This window comes from Mycolicibacterium gilvum, from assembly GCF_900454025.1.
Taxonomy (GTDB): domain Bacteria; phylum Actinomycetota; class Actinomycetes; order Mycobacteriales; family Mycobacteriaceae; genus Mycobacterium; species Mycobacterium gilvum.
In genome coordinates this window covers 3,945,014-3,966,086 of sequence record NZ_UGQM01000001.1, presented here as the reverse complement: position 1 = coordinate 3,966,086, position 21,073 = coordinate 3,945,014, and the positions used below count along the sequence as shown (strand labels likewise).

General features: G+C 70.8%; 10 protein-coding genes. 9 read left to right on the top strand and 1 reads right to left on the bottom strand.

Translation table 11 applies throughout. The features are described 5' to 3' along the window. The first annotated feature begins 7 nt into the window (after positions 1-7). The 8 genes from DYE23_RS18465 to DYE23_RS18430 are packed head-to-tail and all read left to right on the top strand — an operon-like array spanning position 8 to position 19,516. Positions 8-3,472: a non-ribosomal peptide synthetase gene (locus DYE23_RS18465; RefSeq protein WP_041800014.1), complete on the top strand. Its 3,465-nt coding sequence runs from the start codon at positions 8-10 to the stop codon at positions 3,470-3,472. Further along, positions 3,469-4,209, top strand: coding sequence for a thioesterase II family protein (locus DYE23_RS18460; protein ID WP_235660455.1), 741 nt, complete (start codon positions 3,469-3,471; stop codon positions 4,207-4,209). The genes DYE23_RS18465 and DYE23_RS18460 overlap by 4 nt, the downstream gene beginning before the upstream one ends. Continuing rightward, positions 4,199-5,506, top strand: a complete 1,308-nt coding sequence (locus DYE23_RS18455; RefSeq protein WP_011893574.1) for a beta-ketoacyl [acyl carrier protein] synthase domain-containing protein — start codon at positions 4,199-4,201, stop codon at positions 5,504-5,506. The genes DYE23_RS18460 and DYE23_RS18455 overlap by 11 nt, the downstream gene beginning before the upstream one ends. Beyond that, entirely contained in the window at positions 5,506-8,388 is a 2,883-nt protein-coding gene (mbtD, locus tag DYE23_RS18450) for a mycobactin polyketide synthase MbtD (protein WP_115329022.1), read from the top strand. The genes DYE23_RS18455 and mbtD overlap by 1 nt, the downstream gene beginning before the upstream one ends. Next, positions 8,385-13,673 (top strand): non-ribosomal peptide synthetase, encoded by a 5,289-nt coding sequence (locus DYE23_RS18445; protein WP_115327856.1) that lies wholly within the window; start codon positions 8,385-8,387, stop codon positions 13,671-13,673. Before mbtD ends, DYE23_RS18445 begins: the two co-directional genes overlap by 4 nt. Then, positions 13,670-18,034 (top strand): non-ribosomal peptide synthetase, encoded by a 4,365-nt coding sequence (locus DYE23_RS18440; RefSeq protein ID WP_115327855.1) that lies wholly within the window; start codon positions 13,670-13,672, stop codon positions 18,032-18,034. Before DYE23_RS18445 ends, DYE23_RS18440 begins: the two co-directional genes overlap by 4 nt. Continuing rightward, the gene (gene mbtG / locus DYE23_RS18435) at positions 18,031-19,323 is read left to right on the top strand and encodes an NADPH-dependent L-lysine N(6)-monooxygenase MbtG (protein WP_115327854.1); all 1,293 of its coding nucleotides are present in this window, start codon (positions 18,031-18,033) and stop codon (positions 19,321-19,323) included. Before DYE23_RS18440 ends, mbtG begins: the two co-directional genes overlap by 4 nt. Then, complete coding sequence (locus DYE23_RS18430) at positions 19,301-19,516, top strand: MbtH family protein (protein WP_011893579.1); 216 nt, start codon at positions 19,301-19,303, stop codon at positions 19,514-19,516. The genes mbtG and DYE23_RS18430 overlap by 23 nt, the downstream gene beginning before the upstream one ends. Before the next feature lie 2 nt (positions 19,517-19,518). Here the strand turns inward: DYE23_RS18430 and DYE23_RS18425 are convergent, their stop codons facing one another. After that, entirely contained in the window at positions 19,519-19,833 is a 315-nt protein-coding gene (locus DYE23_RS18425; RefSeq protein ID WP_011893580.1) for a type II toxin-antitoxin system VapB family antitoxin, read from the bottom strand. A 170-nt stretch (positions 19,834-20,003) separates the two neighbouring features. On the opposite strand from DYE23_RS18425, the gene hrcA reads away from it, so the two are divergent. Next, positions 20,004-21,035, top strand: coding sequence for a heat-inducible transcriptional repressor HrcA (hrcA, locus tag DYE23_RS18420; RefSeq protein ID WP_115327853.1), 1,032 nt, complete (start codon positions 20,004-20,006; stop codon positions 21,033-21,035). Positions 21,036-21,073 lie beyond the last annotated feature (38 nt).

Below are 21,073 nucleotides of genomic sequence, written 5' to 3'. Positions count from 1 at the left end.
AGGTTCGGTGAGCGTGGCGTCGACGACCGCTCCGTCTGTCCGCGACGAGGTCGCCGAACTCCTCGGCATCGACCCGGGCGGCCTCGATCCGGAAGCCGATCTGATCGCCTCCGGACTCGACTCGATCCGGATGATGTCGCTGTCGGGCCGCTGGCGCCGGCAGGGCATCGACGTCGGCTTCGCGGCGCTGGCGGCGAACCCCACCGTGGCGGCATGGACGGAACTGGTGGCCGACCGCTCGGCCCCTCCGATCGTCGACGAGACGGCGGCGCCGAATGTCCACGGCGACGACGTGTCCGATACCTTCCCGCTCGCACCGATCCAGCACGCGATGTGGGTCGGCCGCAACGACGATCAGCAACTCGGCGGCGTCGGCGCCCACCTGTACGTGGAGTTCGACGGCGCCGGAGTGGATCCCGTCCGCCTTCGTGAGGCCGCGGGCCGACTGGCGCAGCGGCACCCGATGCTGCGGGTGGAGATCCTGCCCGACGGCATGCAGCGCATCAGCGATCGCGGTCTTCCTGTCACCGTCTACGACCTCCGCGACCTCGACGCCGCGACGGCCGAACACCGTCTCGACGAGATCCGCCACGAGAAGTCGCACCAGATGCTGCACGGCGAGGTGCTGCAACTCTCGCTGTCGCTGCTGGCCGACGGTCGGACCCGAGTGCACGTCGACATGGACATGCAGGCCTCCGACGCGGTGAGCTACCGCAATTTCATGGCCGACCTGGCCGAGTTCTACAGCGGCGCAGACCTTCCCGAACTCGGCTACACCTACCGCGAGTACCGCGCGGAGCTGGCGGCCACGACCGCGGAGTCCGACGAGGACCGCCGCTGGTGGGCCGAGCGCATCCCCGAACTCCCGGAAGGTCCCACGCTGCCGCTGGTGCCGCGGGCCGAGCAGCAGGACCCGAAACGGTCCCGTCGGCGCTGGCACATCCTCGACGTCGCGGCCCGTGACGCGCTGTTCGCCGCCGCGCAGCGCCGCGGGATCACACCGGCGATGGCCGTCGCGGCGTCGTATGCCGGCACGCTCGCCCGCTGGTCGACCCAGCGTCGATTCCTGTTGAACCTCCCCATGTTCGGCCGCGAGCAGTTCCACCCCGACGTCGACAAGCTCGTCGGCGACTTCACCTCGTCGCTGATGCTCGACGTGGACCTCACCGGCGCCGACACCCCGCTCGCACGCTGCCGGGTGCTGCAGGAGACGCTGCACGCGACCGCGCGGCATGCCGGCTACTCGGGCCTGTCGGTGCTGCGTGACCTGACCCGTCATCACGGCACGCCCGTGCTGGCCCCCATCGTCTACACCAGCGCGATCGGCCTCGGAGATCTGTTCGCGGGCAAGGTGACCGAGCACTTCGGCCGGCCGGTGTGGACGATCTCGCAGGGCCCGCAGGTGCTGCTCGACGCGCAGGCGACCCCGGTGGCCGAAGGCCTGATGATCAACTGGGACACCCGCGAGGACGCGTTCCGCCCCGGCGTCGCCGACGCGATGTTCGCCCACCACATCGCCGAGCTGGAACGTCTCGCGACCGACGAATCCGCCTGGGACACCATCGATCCGACGGCTGTGCCGGCAGATCAGCAGGCGGCGCGCGACGCGGTCAACACGGTGGCCGACGCGGCGAGCGGAGACACCCTGCACGACGGCTTCTTCCGCCGCGCGCAGGCCCGTCCGGATGCCCCCGCGGTGTGGTCGCACGACGGTGCGCTGACCTACGGAGAATTGAGGGCCACGGTTCTCGACGTCGCGGCCGCGCTGCAGGTCGCCGGCATCCGGCACGGCGACGCGGTCGCGGTGATGGGGCCGAAGAACCACGAACAGGTGATCGCTCTGCTGGCGATCTCCGCGCTCGGCGCGGTGTACGTCCCGGTCGGGGTCGAACATCCGGCCGAGCGTGCCACGCGCATGCTCGCCAACGGGCGGGTGCGGATGGCCTTGGTGTGCGGGGACGAGCCCGTGACGACGATGTGCTCCCTGACCGTGCAGGAGGCGATCCGGGTGGGCCGGCGCGCGACCGGCTTCACGCTGCCGGCGGTGGAGCCGACGGATCTGGCCTACATCCTGTTCACGTCCGGCTCCACGGGTGAGCCCAAGGGCGTCGAGATGACCCACGCCGCGTCGATGAACACTGTCGAATTCATCAACGGCCACTTCGAGATCGGCCCCGACGACCGTTGTCTGGCCCTGTCGACGCTGGAATGCGACCTGTCCGTCCTCGACGTCTTCGGCATGCTGCGCGCCGGGGGCTCGATCGTGGTCGTCGACGAGGAGCACCGGCGCGACGCCGAGGTCTGGGCCCACCTGATCGAGCAGCACGGCGTCACGGTGCTGCACTTCATGCCCGGTTGGCTGGAGATGCTGACCGAGGTCGGCGGCGACCTGTCGTCGGTGCGGGTGGTTCCCACCGGCGGCGACTGGGTGCGCCCCGACATGGTCCGGGCGCTGCGGAAGCGGGCTCCCGGCATGCGTTTCGCGGGTCTCGGAGGCGCCACCGAGACCGCGACACACAACACGATCTGCGAGATCGTCGGGGACATCCCGCAGGAGTGGACGTCGATCCCGCTCGGCGTGCCGCTGCCCAACAACGCATGCCGTGTCGTCGGACCGGACGGCCGCGACTGTCCCGACTGGGTGCCCGGCGAGCTGTGGGTGGGGGGCCGCGGAATCGCCCGCGGCTACTGCGCACGCCCCGATCTGACCGCGGAACGCTTCGTCCGCTACCAGGATCAGAACTGGTATCGCACAGGTGATCTCGTCAGGTACCGCACCGGAGGCGTCATCGAGTTCGTCGGGCGCGTCGACCACCGGGTGAAGATCAGCGGTTACCGCGTCGAGCTGGGCGAGGTCGAGTCCGCATTGCGCCGCATCCCGGGCGTCGAGTCGGCGGTCGCTGCGATGGTCCCGGCCGACGGCGGCCGGGACGTGTTGGCGGCCCTGATCGAACCGGTCGCCGGTGCGGCCGTCGACGCGGCCGGGGTCATCGCGGCGATGGGGCAGCTGGTCGCGCCGCACATGATCCCGAAGATCGTCGAGCCGGCCCCACGGATCCCGTTCACCGCCGGCGGCAAGATCGACCGTCAGGCAGTCGCGAAGCTGCTCGGACAGGCGCGCTCGCCGCAGAGCAGGGCCCATCGAGCCCCGGTGACATCGCTGGAGTGTGCGCTCGCCGACATCCTCGGCGGGGTGCTCGACGGTGTGGCACTGGGAGCCGACGACGACTTCTTCGCCTGCGGCGGCGATTCGGTGCTGGCCACGCAGGCGGTGTCACGGATCAGGACCTGGCTGGACACGTCGACGGTGGCCGTCGCCGACATCTTCGGCGCCCGCACCGTGTCGGCGCTCGCGGAGCGGCTGACCGCCCGTGACGAGCGACTGGAGAAGGTGGCCGAGATGTATCTCGACGTTGCGCGCATGGATGCCGCGGACGTGGTGTCGACGCTGGAAACCACAGCGGCGCAGTGACGACACACGTGGGTTTCAAGCCGTGGATCAAACGCTTCCCGGCCGCCTCCCCAGGGTCGGGCGGCATCCTCGTGTTCCCGCACGCGGGCGGCGCCGCGGCCGCCTACCGCGGGTTGGCCACCGCGTTCGCCGCGCGCGGGACCGACGCCTATGTCATGCAGTATCCGCGACGCGCTGAACGGCTGTCCCATCCGGCGGCCGCCACCGTCGAGGAGCTGGCGCAGGACCTCTTCGACGCCGGGGACTGGTCGGGGATCGCGCCACTGCAACTGTTCGGGCACTGCCTGGGCGCCGTGGTGGCGTTCGAGTTCGCCCGGATCGCCGAGGGCCACGGCGTCGACGTCCAGCGGCTGTGGGTGTCCGCCAGCGAGGCGCCGTCGGCGGTCGCCGCGTCACCGCGGCTGCCGACCACCGACCGCGAAGTGCTCGCGCACATGGTGGATCTCGGCGGCACCGACGCCCGGCTGCTCGCCGACGAGGACTTCGTCGAGCTCCTGCTGATGGCGGTCTCGGCCGACTACCAGGCCTTCAACCGCTACGCGTGCCCGCCGGATGTCCGTGTCCACGCCGACATCCGCACCCTCGGCGCCCACGGGGACCACCGGATCTCACCCGACATGCTGACGAAGTGGCAGGGCCACACCGAGGGCCGCTTCACCCGGGACCTGTTCGAGGGCGGACACTTCTACATCACCGGACACGCCGAGGCGGTCGCGGAGCTGATCCGTGCGGGTTAGTGGGGATCCGGTCGTCATCGCCGGCATGGCGCTGGAGGCGCCCGGGGGCATCGACACCCCGGATGCCTACTGGGCGATGCTGGCCGAGGAGCGGGAGGTTCTCGGCCCCTTCCCGACCGACCGCGGCTGGGCGGTGCGCGACCTTCTGGACGGGTCGCGGCGCGAGGGTTTCAAACGTATCCACGACCGTGGTGGATTCCTGGCGGGCGCGGCGCAATTCGATCCGGAGTTCTTCGGTATCTCCCCACGGGAGGCTGTCGCGATCGACCCGCAGCAGCGGGTTGCGCTGCGCGTCGCCTGGCGTGCGCTGGAGAACGCCGGCATCAACCCGGACACGCTGGCCGGTCGGGAGGTCGGCTGCTACGTCGGCGCCTCCTACCTCGGCTACGGCGGGGACCTGGCAGAGTTCACCGCCCACAGTGGGCATCTGCTCACCGGGACCACGCTCGGTGCGATCTCCGGACGCATCGCCTACGTGCTGGGTCTCGGCGGGCCTGCGCTGACGATCGACGCGTCGTGCACCGGCGGGTTGGCGGCGCTGCACGTCGCCGTCTCGGCGCTGCGGGCGGGGGACTGCGACGTCGCGCTCACCGGCGGTGTCTGCGTGCTCGGGTCACCCGGCTACTTCGTCGAATTCTCCAGTCAGCACGCCCTTTCCGATGACGGGCACTGCCGTCCCTACAGCGCACACGCCAGCGGCACCGTCTGGGCCGAAGGCGCGGCGATGTTCGTGCTGACCCGGCGGTCGGTCGCGCAACGCGAGGGGTATCCGGTGCTCGCCGAGATCCTCGCCAGCGGTGTCAATTCCGACGGCCGCACCAAGGGCATGACCGCTCCCAGCGGCGACGCCCAGGCCCGACTGTTCCGGCGGACCCTGGACCTCGCGGGTGTGCGCCCCGACCAGATCGGCATGATCGAGGGTCACGGTACCGGCACCAGGCTCGGCGACCGCACCGAATTGCACTCGCTGGCAACGACGTACGGAGCCACCCGACCCGGAAGCGGGGGAGTGCTCGGATCGGTGAAGTCCAATATCGGACACGCCCAGGCCGCCGCGGGCCCGCTCGGGCTCGCCAAGGTCCTGGTCGCTGCGGAGCACGCCGCGATCCCGCGGAGCCTGCACACCGATCAGCCCAGCCGTGAGATCGACTGGGAGACCCAGGGGTTGACGCTCGCCACGAAGCTCACCCGGTGGCCGGCGGTCGACGGCCGCCGGCTTGCCGCCGTGTCGGCGTTCGGGATGAGCGGTGCGAATGCGCACGCCATCGTGGCCGTACCGGACGGCGGGACGTCGTGATGCTGCCCGACGGCCGGATCCCGGTGTTGCTGAGCGCACATGCCGAGGAACTGATCGGCGAGGACGCACGTCGCCTGCTCGGCTTCCTCGACAGCGCACCGGAGGTCGACGCCGTCGCGGCCACCCTGCTGCGGGTGCGTCGGCGCAACAGGCACCGGGCAGTGGTGCGTGCCGCCGACCGGAGCGAGCTCGCCGATGCCCTGAGCGCACTCGCGGCCGGGCAGGAGCACCCGTTGGTCAGCCGGTCTGCCGAGCCCGACGCGCACCGGCGCGCGTTCGTCTACCCCGGTCAGGGCAACCAGTGGCCCGCGATGGGGGCCGAGGCGTACCGGACGCTGCGCGACTACCGGCAGGCGGCCGATGTGTGCGCGGCCGCGTTCACCGCGGCCGGCGCGCCGTCCCCGCTGCGGTACCTCACCGACGCGGCAGCCGTCACCGGGTCCCAGGTCGAGGCACAGGCCGCCCAGTTCACCCATGCGGTCGCGCTGACCGCGGTGTGGCGGGCCCACGGCGTCGCGCCCGACATGACCGTCGGGCACAGCCTCGGCGAGGTCGCGGCGGCCCATGTCGCCGGCGCGATCACGCTGGCTGAGGCGGCGGCGGTGGTCATCGCCCGGGCGACGGTGCTGGAGGGGCTCGCCGACGGCTACGGAATGGCGGTACTCGGCCTCACTCCCGAGGACGCGCAGTCGTTGATCGAATCCGTCCCCGGCTGGCTGGAACTGGCCGTCGTCAACGCCGCCTCGTCGGTGGGGGTGTCCGGTGAGCGCGACGCCGTCGACGCGCTGCTCGCGCAGGCCTCCTCGCGCGGGGTGTTCGCCCGCTCCGTCACCATGGCGTTCCCGGCCCACACCAGCCTGCTGGACGGTCTGCGCGCCGATTTCGTCCGGCTGCTGGCCCCGGCACGTTTCCAGCAGACGGCGATCCCGTTCCTCGGTTCGGCGACCGGGGAGGCCGTGCCGCCCGAGACAGACTTCGCCGACTACTGGTTTGCCAACCTGCGCAACACCGTTCGGTTCGACCGCGCGGCCGCGGCCGCGGTCCGAGCGGGTGCGAACCTGTTCGTCGAGATGTCGGCACACCCGGCGCTGCTGTTCTCCCTCGGCCAGAGTGCCGGCGATGCGCTCACCGTCGGATCCGGCCGGCGGGACGCACCGCTGGTGGAGACGCTGTCCGCCGGAATCGCCACGGTCGCCGCGCACGATGCCGAATTCCCGTGGCACGACGTCATCGACACCACGCGTCCGGCGCTGCGGGGATTCCCGAACGCGCCGATGCGCTCGGTGCACCTGTGGGCGCTGCCGCAACCTCTGCCTGCGCCACCGTCACTCACACTGGCGACCGAAGCCTGGGAACCCCACCGGCCGGCGGAGCGCGGCCTGGCTCTGCGGCGCACGGCTGTGCTCGATCTCGCCGGGCCCCGCGGCGGGCTGGGTGATCTGCTGCGCGACGCTGTCGACCACCATCCCGGCATGGTGTCGACCCCGGTGCACGACGCCGACCTCGTGCTGGCCGTCGCGCCGAACCTCGGTGACCCCGATGTGCGCGAGTCCGTCGCCGCCCTGACCGCACTGATCGATGACGGCCTGCTGCGTTACCCCGACGACGTGGGAACGGACTGCCGCGATCTGTGGCTCGTCACCACCGCGGCAGAACAACTCACCGGCGATCCGACCCCGCGCCCCGCGCAGGCCGCGCTGGCGGCGATGCACCGCAGCATCGGTTTCGAGTACCCCGACCGCGCATTCCGGCACCTCGACCTCCCGCCGGTCGTCCTCGACGAGGCCGCCGCCTCGGCGGCACTCGACGCGGTTCTCGGTGGCGGAGACGACCTCGCCCTGCGCGACATCGACGGAATGCCGGCGGTGTTCGCGCGCACCGAACACGAGACCGTCACCACCCCGGAGTCGTGGGCCGACGACCCGGGAGCACTCGACCACGTCGTGATCACCGGAGGCAGCGGCACGGTCGGTCAGCATTACGCCCGCCACCTGGCCGAGCGGGGAGCACGGCGCATCACGCTGCTCAGCCGCCACGGCGCAATGGGCAGCGCGGCAAGCGGCCCCGGCGTTCAGACAGTATGTTGCGACGTCACCGATCCCGTGGCCCTGGCTGTCGCCGCGGCCGAATTCGGCGGGGACGGGGCCACTCTGATGATCCACGCCGCCGGGACCGCGCAGTTCGCGGAGCACGACACGCTGTCGGCCGCCGCCTTCGCCGACACCGCGGCCGCCAAGGTCGAAGGCCTGTTCCGGATCGCCGAGGCCTGGCCGCGGCGCCCCGGTGCTCGAATGCTGGTGTGCAGCTCCGTGTCCGGGCTCTGGGGTGGCCGCGGCCACGCGGCGTACGCCGCGGCCAACCGCCTCGTCGACGTTACGGCCGCACAGATGCGTGCCGAGGGCATCCGCTGCGCCGCCGTCCGGTTCGGTCTGTTCGGGACCGGCATCGTCGACGAGGAGTCCGTGAACCTGATCGGCCGCTCGGGGCTGGTACCGCTGGATCCCGATGACGCGGTCGCCGCGAGTCTGCGCGACCTACCGGGCGACCCGATCGTCTACAGCGCAGACCGGGCACGCCTGCAGATCTTCCGCGACGACCCGGCGCCCCCGACGGCGACGTCACCGGCCTCGGGCGGCGATACCACTGCGGTGGTGCTGGCCGAACTGACCTCGGTGCTGGGCATCGAGCCGGCCGGCGTCGACCTCGACGCCTCCCTGCTCGACATGGGCGTGGATTCGCTTCTCGCCCTCGACCTGCGAAAGAGACTCCGCCGGGCCACCGGCAGGTCGGTGCCGCTGGCCGCGATGCTCGGCGGTATGACCGGCGCCGAGTTGATCACCGGCCTGGACGACGAACCACAGAGGAATGAGATCCCCGCGTGACTGACACAGACCTGGACGCCCGGCGCCTGGAGCTGCTTCGCCGGCGACTCGCCGGATCGGGGCTGCGTGAGCAGGACCCCGCCGAGCCGGTGGCCGTCGCCGCGGACCCCGCACGGGGCGAGTTCACCGACGGGCAGAAGCGCATGTGGTTCGTGCACTCCGTCGACCCGAGCGGCGTCCTGCTCAACGTGTGCCTGTCCTATCGGATCTCCGGCGAGGTGGATCTGGCCCGACTGCACGACGCCGTCACGGCCGTGGCCCGCCGGCACCCCGTGCTGCGCACGACTTTTGCCGCCGACGAGGCCGGAGAGCCGCAGCGTACGGTGCACGACGACCTGCTGCCGGGGTGGACGGTCCAGGACATCTCGGAGCTGTCCGAGCACGCGCGCCGGCTACGCCTGGAGGTGTTGGCGCAGCGGGAGTTCGGCACACCGTTCGACCTCGCGACCGAGTCGCCGCTGCGGATCACCGTGGCGCGCACCGCGCCCGCCGAGTACATCATGCTGCTCGTCGTCCACCACATCGCGTGGGACGACGGCTGCTGGCGGGTGTTCTTCGCCGATCTGACCCGCGCCTACACCGGCGCCGAACTCGGACCGACCCCCGCGCCGGTCGTAGAACCGCCCACCTCGGACGAGGATCTGCGGTTCTGGCGCTCGGCGATGACCGATCTGCCCGAGCCACTGGAGCTTCCGGGGCCGCACGGGTCGGCGGTACCCACGACATGGCGCTGCCGACGTGTCACGGCGACACTGTCGGCCGACACCGTGGAGCGTGTGCGCGTGGCCGCCCGCGAGGCCGGTGCGACGCCGTACATGGTGATGCTGGCCGCGTTCGGGGCGCTCCTGCACCGGTACACCCACGCCGACGACGTCCTGATCGCGAGCCCGGTGCTGCTGCGCGGGCCCGACAGCGAGGACGTGATCGGCTACCACGGCAACAGCGCGGTGATGCGACTGCGGCCGCAGCCGATGCAGACATTCACCGAACTGCTCTCCCGCACAAGAGACTTCGCACTCGACGCGTTCGCCCATCAGCAGGTGAATCTCGACCGGGTGGTGCGCGAGCTCAACCTGGACCGCCGGCACGGCGCCGAGCGGATGAGCCGGGTCAGCTTCGGCTTCCGCGAACCCGACGGCGGCGGGTTCAGCCCGCCCGGGGTGACGTGCCGGCGCGCGGAGCTGCGGGGCCAGATCACCCAGCTGCCGCTCGGGCTGATGGTGGAGCTGCACGAGTCCGGTGCCGTGGTGGAGGCCGAGTTTCTGGTCGAGGTGCTCGACGACACTCTCGTCACGCAGATGCTCGACCACTACGTGGTGCTGCTCGAAGCGGCTGTCGCACAACCGGACACGGTGCTCTCCAGGTTGGAGCTGATGGATGGCGACGACGCCGAATGGCTGCGCCGGGTATCGCATGGTCCCGAGTTCGACGTGCCGGCTGCCACCATCGGTGAGCTGATCGAGGCCCGCACCGACCTGACCCCCGACACCGTCGCGGTCGTGTACGAGGGCCGGCGGTACACCTACCGCGAGATCAACGAATCGGCCAACCGGGTCGCGCACTGGCTGATCGGTCAGGGGATCGGTGCCGAGGACCGGGTCGCGGTGCTGATGGACCGCTCGCCCGAATTGCTGATCACCGCCCTCGGGATCATCAAGGCCGGCGCGGTCTATCTACCGGTCGATCCGAGCTACCCGCAGGGCCGGATGTCGTTCGTGCTCAGCGACTCCGACCCGACGCTGGTGATCCGCGAGCCCGTCGCCGGGTTGGACGGCCATCGCACCGACAATCCCACCGACGACGTCCGGGTCCGGCCGCTGCGGCCGGAGAACGCGGCCTACCTGATCTACACCTCCGGTTCGACCGGACAGCCCAAGGGTGTGCCGGTGCCGCACCGTCCGGTCGCGGAGTACTTCGTCTGGTTCAAGGACGAATACGAGATCAGTGAATCCGACCGGCTGCTGCAGGTGGCCTCACCGAGTTTCGACGTGTCCATCGGCGAGATCTTCGGAACGCTGGCCTGCGGTGGGCGCCTGGTCATCCCGAAGCCGGACGGTCTCACCGACGTGGCCTATCTGACCGAACTGCTGCAGCGGGAGGGCATCACCGCGATGCACTTCGTGCCGTCGCTGCTCGGATTGTTCCTGTCCCTGCCCGGGGTGAACCAGTGGCGGACGCTGGAGCGCGTCCCGATCGGGGGTGAGGCGCTGCCCGGCGAGCTCGCCGACAGGTTCCACGCCACCTTCGACGCGTTGCTGCACAACTTCTACGGTCCGACCGAGACGATCATCAACACCACCCGCTACAAGGTCGAGGGCACCCAGGGATCCCGGATCGTGCCGATCGGCACGCCGAAGATCAACACCACGGTGCACCTGCTCGACGACGCGTTGCGACCGGTGCCGGTCGGCGCGATCGGCGAGATCTACATCGGCGGAGGCCACGTCGCGCGCGGATACCACCGCAGGCCGGCGCTGACCGCCGAGCGCTTCGTCGCCGATCCGTTCACCGTCGGTGGCCGCCTCTACCGTTCGGGTGATCTGGCCCGCCGCAACGCCGACGGCGATCTGGAGTTCGTCGGGCGGGCCGACGACCAGGTCAAGATCCGCGGCTTCCGTATCGAGCTCGGCGAGGTGGCCGCAGCGATCAGCGTCGATCCGTCGGTCGGCCAGGCGGTCGTCCTCGGCCAGGATCTTCCGGGTCTGGGCATGAGCCTGGTCGGCTACGTCACGCCGGCCGCGGGGGAGGACGTCGACCTGGCCAGGGTGCGCGAACGCGTCGCCGCCGCGCTGCCGGATTACATGACACCGGCGGGCTACGTCGTCCTCGACGAGATCCCGATCACCGCCCACGGCAAGATCGACCGCGCCGCGCTGCCGCTGCCCGAGATCACCACCGCCACCGACTACCGCGAACCACAGACAGAGACCGAACAGCATCTGGCGCAACTGTTCTCCGAGCTGCTCGGGGTCGCGCGGGTCGGCGTCGACGACTCTTTCTTCGAGCTCGGCGGGCATTCGCTGCTGGCCACCAAGTTGGTCAGCGCGGTGCGCTCACGCTGCGGTGTGGACATGGAGATCCGGGAGATCTTCGAACTCGGCACCGTGGCCCGGCTCGCCGAACGTGTCGACGAACTCGCCGCCGGCGGGTCGGCGCCGCTGCGGCCCCGGCTGCTCGCCGTCCCGCACGACGGCCCGGCGCCGATGTCGGCCGCGCAGCTGCGGCAGTGGTTCCAGTACCGCATCGAGGGTCCGGGACCGGTCAACAACGTGCCGTTCGCGGCCCGGTTCGCCGGGCCGTGCGACGTCGACGCGCTGATCGAGGCGGTCCGCGACGTCGTCAACCGGCACGAGAGCCTGCGCACCACGTTCTGCGAGATCGACGGTGTGCCCTACCAGTTGGTCAACGCCCCGGATCCGGGCTTCCCGGTCCGGCGCGACAGCGGCCCCGACGATGCGTGGCTGGTCGGCGCGCTCGACGACGAACGCCGGCGTGTCTTCGACCTGGAGAACCAGTGGCCGATCCGGGTGGCCGTGCTGTCGATCCCCGGTGAACACGCGTTGTCCGTCGTGGTCCACCACATCGCCGCCGACCACTGGTCGGGTGGGGTGTTGTTCACCGAACTGCTCACCGCCTACCGGGCCCGGCGCGCCGGGGAGGCGCCGACCTGGGCGCCGCTGCCGGTGCAGTACGCCGACTACGCGGCCTGGCAGTCGGCTCTGCTCGCGGACGACTCGGGAATCGTTGCGGCACAACGCCGGTACTGGACCCAGCAACTCGAGGGGCTGAGTGCCGAGACCGGGCTGCAACCCGACCTCGTACGCCCGTCGGTGCCCAGCGGCGCCGCGGACGCCGTCGAGTTCACCCTCGACGCAGGGATCCGGGAGAAGCTGGTGACGTTGAGCCGGGAGGTCGGCGCCACCGAGTTCATGCTGCTGCAGGCCGCGGTCGCCGTGACGCTGTACAAAGCGGGCGAGGGCCCCGACATCCCGCTGGGCACACCGGTGGCCGGACGCACCGAGTCCGAACTCGACCAGCTGATCGGGTTCTTCATCAACATCCTGGTGCTGCGCAACGATCTGCGCGACAACCCGTCGCTGCGTGACGTCGGGTTCCGGTCCCGCGAGATGGCCCTGGCCGCCTACGCCCACCAGGATCTGCCGTTCGATCAGGTGGTCGACGCCGTCAGCCCGGTGCGGTCGCTGTCGCGCAACCCGTTGTTCGGCGTGGTCGTCCATGTGCGAGACGAGCTTCCGCAGGACAGGGTCATCGCTACCGGTCCGGACGGCGAGACCACGTTCACCGCACTGGAACCGACCTTCGACATGGCCCACGCCGATCTGTCGGTCAACTTCTTCGCCGGCGAGAACGGTTACCGCGGGCACGTGATCTACCGCACGGAGCTCTACACGCGCGCCACCGCCGAGCGGTTCGCCGGATGGTTGAGCGCGGTGATCACCGCGTTCGCCGACGATCCGGAACGGCGCGTCGACGACGTGGTGATCGCGGAACCCGTGCGCCCCGGCGCCGGCGCCGAGGCCGTGCTGCTCGACGGTGCGGGCCATCCGGTGCCCGTGGGTGTGGTCGCCGACGTCCACTACACCGGTGCTCCGGACCGTCGGGGTGATCGTGCCCGCTGGACCGAGGACGGCCGGTTGCAGTACGTCGAGCGCGTGGACCACGACCTGGAGGCCGCGCTGGCTGCGGTCCCCGGCGTCGCGGCGGCCGCGGTCCGCACCTGGGAGATCGGACACCGCACCGCGGTCGTCGGCTACGTGGTGCCCTCCGAACCCGTCGACGACCCGGCGTCGTTCGCCGAAACCGTCCGGGCGGCCGTGGCGCCGGAGTCTGCCCCGACCTCGATCACGGTCCTGGACGCGCTGCCCGCGACTCGGCGGGCGCTGCCCGCGCCTCGCGTCGGGGGGCCCAGCGAGCCGGCGCGCACCGACACCGAGAAGGCACTCGTCGGGATGCTCGCCGACGTTCTCGTCGAGCTGCACGACGGCACCGGCATCGGGCGCTTCGACGACTTCTTCGAACTGGGCGGCGACAGCATCCTCGCGGTGCAGCTGGCGGCGAGGGCCAAGCAGGCGGGATTGCGGCTGAGCGCCCGAATGGTGTTCGAACACCCCGTCGTTCACGACCTCGCGGTGGCGCTCGACACGGCGAAGACGCCGGAGGTCGCGGATGTGCGGCACGACCCGATGTCGGCCTCCGGGCTGACGCCCGAGGAACTGGCGATGGTCGCGACGTCCTGGGCGGCCGAACAGGACGGGTCGCCGTGACGGCGGCGAAGACCGGCGCCATCGCCGATGTGATGGCGCTCAGCCCGCTGCAGCAGGGGTTGTACTCGCTCACGGCGATGAGTGACGGCGACGACCCGTACCTGATCGGGATGAGCGCCGACATCACCGGCGCACTGGACGTCTCGCTGCTGCACGACTGCGCCGCCGCGGTGCTCGCACGCCATCCGAACCTGCGCGCCGGGTTCTTCCAGGGCGACCTGAAACGGCCGGTACAGGTGATCCCGGAGAAGGTGGAGGTCCTGTGGCGCCATGTCCGGTGTGACGGGGCGGAGGTCGAAACCCTCGAGCGGGAGGAGCGTGCGCGCCGGTTCGATCTGGGCCGCGGGCCGGCCATGCGGTTCCTGCTGCTCGAAACCGGGCAGCAGCGTTGGCGTTTCGTGATCACCGCCCACCACATCGTGATCGACGGCTGGTCGCTGTCGCTGCTGGTGTCCGAACTGCTGGCGCTGTACCGGGCCGCGGGGAACACCTCCGCGCTGACCGACGCGCCGCGGCCCTACCGCGACTACATCGGCTGGCTGGCGGCGCGCGACCAGGACCACGCCCGGTCCCTGTGGCGCGCGCACCTCGCGGACCTCGACGGCCCCACGCTCCTGGCCCCGGCACTGGGCGCCGCGACGATCGGCGACGGGCTGCCGGGCATGGTCGAGCTGACCGCCGACCCCTCCATCACCGAGACGGTCGTCGACGCGGCGAGGGCCCGCGGTGTGACCGTGAACTCGCTGGTCCAACTCGCGTGGGCGCTCACCCTGTCATCACTGACCGACCGGGACGACATCACGTTCGGAGTGACGGTGTCCGGGCGCCCCGACGACCTCGCGGGCGTCGAGTCGATGATCGGACTGTTCGTCAACACGGTCCCGTTGCGCGTCCGGCTCGATCCGGCGCTCACCGTCGGTGCGCAATGTCGTGCGCTGCAACAGGATGCCGCCACGCTGCGGGACCACAGCTATCTCGGCCACGCCGAGCTCAGGGCGCTGGCCGGGGTGGGCGAGTTGTTCGACACCCTGCTGGTGTACGAGAACTTCCCGCCGGGCGCGGTGGCGGGCGCCGGCACGCTGGAAGCCGCCGGTGCCACGTTCACGCCGGTGGCGCTGCAGAGCCTCGCGCACTTCCCGGTGACCATCGCCGCACACCTCACCGACGGTCGGCTGACCGTGCTGGTCGAGGCGAAAGACGTTGCGCTCGGCCAGATCACGCCCCGGGCGCTGGGGACACGCCTGCTCGCCACGGTGTCACGCATCGTCGAGGGCTGGGACCGGCCGCTGCGCGAGATCAGCATCTCACCCGACGATCACCCCGTCCCCGTCCCCGTCTCCGAAGCCGCCCCGACCCCGTCGCCCAGCACCGGCGTGCACACCCGGTTCACCGAAACCGCCTCGGCCAGGCTGGGTTCGGTGGCGCTGAGCTGGGACGGCGGTGCACTGACCTACCGTCAACTCGACGAGGCCGCGGACCGGTTGGCCGCGGTGCTGACCGCCTCGGGAGTGCGCACGGAGACGCCGGTGGCGGTCCGGCTGCGGCGCGGCGCGGATTACGTGGTGGCGATGTTCGCCGTGCTCAAGGCCGGCGGTGCGATCGTGCCCCTGGACCCGGCGATGCCGGCCGACCGCATCGAGGTGATCCTGCGGCGCGCAGGGGTGACCGTCGTCGTGGACGAGGACACGGTCGCCCGGGCCACCGCCGAACCGCCCGCGCAGTACCGTCCGGCCGAGACGCTGCCCGGGCAGGCCGCCTATGTGGTGTTCACGTCGGGAACCACCGGAGAACCCAAGGGCGTCATCGGAACTCACCGGGCACTGCTGGCCTACGCCGACGACCACATCGGCGCGATCCTGCGGCCCGCGGCCGACCGGGTGGGCCGGCCTCTGCGCATCGCGCATGCGTGGTCGTTCACCTTCGACGCCGCGTGGCAGCCGCTGGCGGCGCTGCTGGACGGGCACTCCGTGCATATCGTCGACGACGCCACCCAACGCGACGCGGAGGCGCTCGTCGACACCATCGCCCGGTTCGGTGTCGACATGATCGACACCACGCCCTCGATGTTCGCCCGGTTGCGCGACGTCGGGCTGCTGTCGACCGTTCCGCTGGCGGTGCTCGCACTCGGTGGTGAAGCCGTCGATCCCGGTCTGTGGCAACAGATCCGGCAGGAGTGCGCACGCACCGGGATGTCGGCGTTCAACTGCTACGGCCCCACCGAGACGACGGTGGAGGCGGTGGTGGCCGAGATCGGCGCCCACGAGCGACCCACCATCGGCCGACCGACCGCGCCCACCCGCGCCTACGTGCTGGACTCGTGGCTGCGGCCGGTGCCTTCCGGGGCCGCCGGCGAACTGTATCTGGCCGGTGGCCAGCTGACCCGCGGATATCTCGGCCGGCCGGGGGAGACCGCGGCACGGTTCGTTCCCGACCCCTTCGTTCCCGGCGCGCGGATGTACCGCACCGGCGACGTCGTGCGTCGCGCCGTCGACGGGACATTGGCGTTCCTCGGCCGATCGGACACCCAGGTGAAGATCCGGGGCTTCCGGGTGGAGCCCGGCGAGGTCGCCGCGGTGCTGCGCACCCACCCGGCCGTCGGTCAGGCGTACGTGGCGGTGCGCCCCCACCGGGACGGACACCGGCTCACCGCCTACGTGACCGGCGAGCCGCAACTGCGTGAGCTCCGCGCATGGCTGGGCAGGAGGTTGCCCCGCTATCTGATGCCGAACGCGATCGTCGCCGTCGACCGGATCCCGCTGACCGCCCACGGCAAGATCGACGAGCCCGCACTGGTCGCACTCGAACCGGCCGCCGACGGCGCGGCGACGCGGCCCCAGACCCCGACCGAGGTCGAGCTGGCAGCCGTACTGGCCGAGGTTCTCGGGGTGGGCGAGATCGACGTCACGGCCGATTTCCTGGAGCTCGGTCTGGACAGCATCGTGGCGCTGTCGGTCGTGCAGACCGCGCGCCGTCGCGGTGTGGTGATGCGCGCGAAGCTGATGCTGGACTGCACCACCGTGCGCGAGCTGGCCGCCGCGATCGACGACGCCGGCAGCGGGCCACCGTCGGCCGACGAGGGCAGCGGTCCGATCGCGTTGCTGCCCAACGCCCATTGGCTCTACGAGTTCGGCGATCCCCGCCGGCTGGCCTCGACGGAGGCGCTGCGGCTTCCGCGCGGTATCACCGGACCGCAGATCAGGGCGCTGCTGCAGAGTGTCGTCGACGCCCACCCGGTTCTGCGCACACGACTCGACCGGGCCTCCATGACGCTGGTCGACGGTGGCTTCGACCTTCCGCTGACCGAGATCGAGGTCGGCGACGAGGGGAGCGCGGCGGTGGCCCGTCACGCCGCGGCCGCGCTGGAACACCTCGACCCGCAGCGGGGGCCGCTGTGGGGCGCGGTGTGGCTTCGCGGGAGCGACGACGCGGACTCGACGAACAGTGTCCTGCTGCTCACCGCGCACGTGCTGGCGATGGATCCGGTGTCATGGCAGATCGTCATCGGTGAGCTCGACGCAGGTTGGCACGCCCTCGCCGGCGGTCGCGCACCGGCGGCCCTCGGCGAGCACACCGGCTACCGGCAGTGGTCGAACCTGCTGCGCGAGCGGGCCGAGAGCTCGGACGGCTTGCAGTTCTGGCTGGACCAACTCGGCGGTCCCGACCCCGCGCTCGGGGCTCGGCGGGTGCGGCCCGACACCGACCGCGCCGGGGACGTCCGTGTCACCGTCACGGTCACCGGCGCCGACGTCACGGCACGTCTGCTCGCGGGGCCGCACCAGGTGCTGGACGTGCTGGTCGCGGCCCTCGGCCGCACGATCACCGAATGGCGTGGACGCCGCAATCAACCCACCCCGCCACCGCTGGTGGCGCTGGAGACACACGGGCGCGCCGCCCTTGCCGAAGCGGACACCGCCGACACCGCCGACACGGTCGGGCTGCTCTCGGCGATCTACCCGCTCCGGCTGCACGACGACAGCCCCGGTGCGACAACGGAACTGATCGCCGGGGTGCCGGCCGGGGGAATCGACTACGGACTGCTGCGGTACCTGCGCCCCGACACCTCCGAGGTGTTGAAGGCCCACCCGGAGCCGCAGATCCTGTTGAACTATCTCGGGCGCACCGACCTGGTTCCCTCCGGCGCGATCGTCGCCGATCGCCTGCTGCTGAGCGGCCTGTCCACGGTGCCCGAGCCGAACGCGGCGGTCCGCCATGAACTCACCGTGGTCGCCGCGGTCGTCGCCCACGGTGACGAGCCGGCGCTGGTCGCGCAGTGGCGAGTGCTGCCGGAGATCCTGAGCGACACCGACGTCGAGGAGATGCAGACCATCTGGCAGGACACACTGCGGGAGGTTCTGCGATGAACCCGACGCTGACGGTGATCGGAGCCGGCGCCAAAGGGGTGGCCGTGGCCGCCAAGGCGGCGGTGCTGCGCGACATGGGCGTCGACGCGCCCGACGTGGTCGTGGTCGAGCGCGCCGAGGTGGGCGCGAACTGGGACGCGATGGGCGGCTGGACCGACGGGCAGCACCGGCTCGGCACCAACCCCGAGAAGGACGTCGGCTTCCCGTACCGCTCCGCGCTCGTGCGCCGTCGCAACGCCGAACTCGACGAGCGGATGACGCGCTACAGCTGGCAGTCCTACCTGATCGCCACCGGAAGTTTCGCGGAGTGGATCGACCGCGGCCGCCCGGCACCGCCGCATCACCGCTGGGCGCGGTACCTGCGCTGGGTCGCCGAGCAGATCGACATGACCGTCGTCTCCGGTGACGTGCAACGCATCTCGGTCGACGGCGAGCGCTGGGCGCTGCACACCCACGACACGGTGCTGCATTCCGACGGGGTGATGATCACCGGCCCCGGTCAGGCCGAACGCTCGATACTTCCGGGGCATCCCCGGGTGCTCTCGATCGCCCAGTTCTGGCATCGCGCAGCCGAACACGAACGGATCGCCGCGGAACGGGTCGCCGTGATCGGTGGCGGCGAGACGGCCGCGTCGATGCTCAACGAGCTGTTTCGGCACCGTGTTTCGACGATCACCGTGATCTCGCCGTCGGTCACGCTGTTCACCCGGGGCGAGAGCTTCTTCGAGAACACGCTGTTCTCAGACCCCACCGGCTGGACGGGGTTGACGCCGGCCGAGCGGCGCGACGCGATGGCCCGCACCGACCGGGGGGTGTTCTCGGCGAGAGTGCAGGATGCCCTGCTGGCCGACGACCGCATCCGGCACCTGCGCGGCAGGGTCGCACACGCCGTACCCCGCGACGGCCGGATCCGGTTGACGCTCAACAGCGATCGCGGCGGAGAGCGGCTCGAAACCGTGCACGGCTTCGACCTGGTGATCGACGGCTCGGGGGCAGACGCACTGTGGTTCCTGCCCCTGCTGGGTCAGGATGCGCGTGACCTCATCGAGCTCGGTCTGGGCGGGACGTTGACCGGTGACGCGCTCTGCGAGTCGATCGGCTACGACCTGGCGGTCTCGAACGTGAGCCCGAAGTTGTTCCTGCCCGGCCTGTCCGGGCTCACCCAGGGGCCGGGATTTCCGAACCTGTCCTGCCTCGGGCTGCTGTCCGACCGGGTCCTCGGCGCGGAGCTCGGTGCCGCACAACAGCGTTCAGTGAGGAGCAGTGATGAACACCAACCCGTTCGATGACGACGAGGGCCGCTTCTGCGTCCTTGTCAACGACGAGGGGCAGCACAGCCTCTGGCCGTCCTTCGCGGAGGTGCCGGCGGGTTGGCGGGTGGTGTTCGGCGAGAGCACCCGTGCCGAGTGCCTCGACTACGTCGAACGGAACTGGACCGATCTGCGGCCACGCAGCCTGCGCGAGGCGATGTCGGCGGGCTGACGTCAGCCCGGTTGGGGCAGGGGACCGTCCATGTCGAAGACCCGCGCGTGCAGCACCGTCCGGTTGCGCAGGGCCGCCCGCACGGCCCGGTGCAGGCCGTCCTCCAGGTAGACGTTGCCGCGCCACTTCACCGCGTGCGGGAACAGGTCGCCGTAGAACGTCGAATCCTCGGAGAGCAGTCGGTCGAGTGCCAGCACGGTCGTCGTCATGACGAGCTCGTCGAGCCGGATCTGACGTGGCGGGATCTGCGCCCACTGGCGATGGGACAACCCGTGGTCGGGGTAGGGCCGACCATCGCGAACCCCTTTGAAGATCATCGACGCGCCTTCGCTGCCGCTTGCCCACGCAATTACCTGGTTCTGTGTGGTCAGGTTAGCCTGCCTAGGCCTGTCCCGCCTCGGGTCCGCGGGCTTGTCCGATCAGCGCCGACCGGGCGCACCCTAAAATGGACGCGGCCAGGTCGGAGTTTTCTTCAGATAGGTGAACCATGGGGAGCGCTGAAGACCGTCGATTCGAGGTGTTGCGGGCCATAGTCGCGGATTTCGTCGCGACGAAGGAGCCGATCGGTTCCAAGACCCTGGTGGATCGTCACAATCTCGGGGTCTCCAGTGCGACGGTGCGCAACGACATGGCCGTCCTCGAAGCCGAGGGATACATCACCCAGCCGCACACGAGTTCGGGCCGCGTGCCCACCGAGAAGGGTTACCGCGAATTCGTCGACCGGCTCGACGACGTCAAGCCGATGTCGTCCGCCGAACGTCGCGCGATCCTGTCGTTCCTGGAATCCGGTGTCGATCTCGACGACGTGCTGCGCCGCGCGGTGCGGCTGCTCGCACAGCTGACCAGGCAGGTCGCGGTGGTGCAGTACCCGATGCTGTCGACGTCGACGGTGCGGCGCCTCGAGGTGGTGGCCCTGACCCCGGCGCGGCTGCTGCTCATCGTGATCACCGACTCGGGCCGCATCGACCAGCGCATCGTCGAACTCGGCGACGCCATCGACGAGGACGAGCTCACCCAGCTGCGGGATCTTCTGGGCCAGGCCCTGGAAGGCAAGCCGCTGACGACCGCGTCGATCGCGGTGTCGGATCTGGCGTCGCATCTCGGCGGGCAGGGTCGCCTGGCGAACGCGGTGGGACGGTCGGCCACCGTGCTGGTCGAGTCGCTGGTCGAACACCGTGAGGAGCGTCTGCTGCTCGGCGGCACCGCGAACCTGACGCGCAACACCGCCGACTTCGGCGGTTCGCTACGGTCGGTGCTCGAAGCGCTCGAGGAGCAGGTCGTCGTGCTGCGGCTGCTGGCCAAGCAGCAGGAGGCCGGCAAGGTTACGGTGCGTATCGGCCACGAAACCGAGGCCGAGGAGATGGCCGGGGCCTCGGTGGTCACGACCGCGTACGGCAGCGCGGGCAAGGTCTTCGGCGGCATGGGTGTGTTGGGTCCCACACGGATGGACTATCCGGGAACCATTGCCAACGTCGCCGCTGTTGCTCTCTATATTGGCGAGGTCTTAGGTAACCGCTGATCTGCGGCCCACAGGGGTTTACGCGGATCGGTCGGGTG

Bases quoted from the DNA above. Each gene is read 5' to 3' on its own strand.
- mbtD (WP_115329022.1), top strand. From the start codon at position 5,506: ATGCTGCCCGACGGCCGGATCCCGGTGTTGCTGAGCGCACATGCCGAG.
- mbtG (WP_115327854.1), top strand. From the start codon at position 18,031: ATGAACCCGACGCTGACGGTGATCGGAGCCGGCGCCAAAGGGGTGGCC.
- DYE23_RS18430 (WP_011893579.1), top strand. From the start codon at position 19,301: ATGAACACCAACCCGTTCGATGACGACGAGGGCCGCTTCTGCGTCCTT.
- DYE23_RS18425 (WP_011893580.1), bottom strand. From the start codon at position 19,833: ATGATCTTCAAAGGGGTTCGCGATGGTCGGCCCTACCCCGACCACGGG.
- hrcA (WP_115327853.1), top strand. From the start codon at position 20,004: ATGGGGAGCGCTGAAGACCGTCGATTCGAGGTGTTGCGGGCCATAGTC.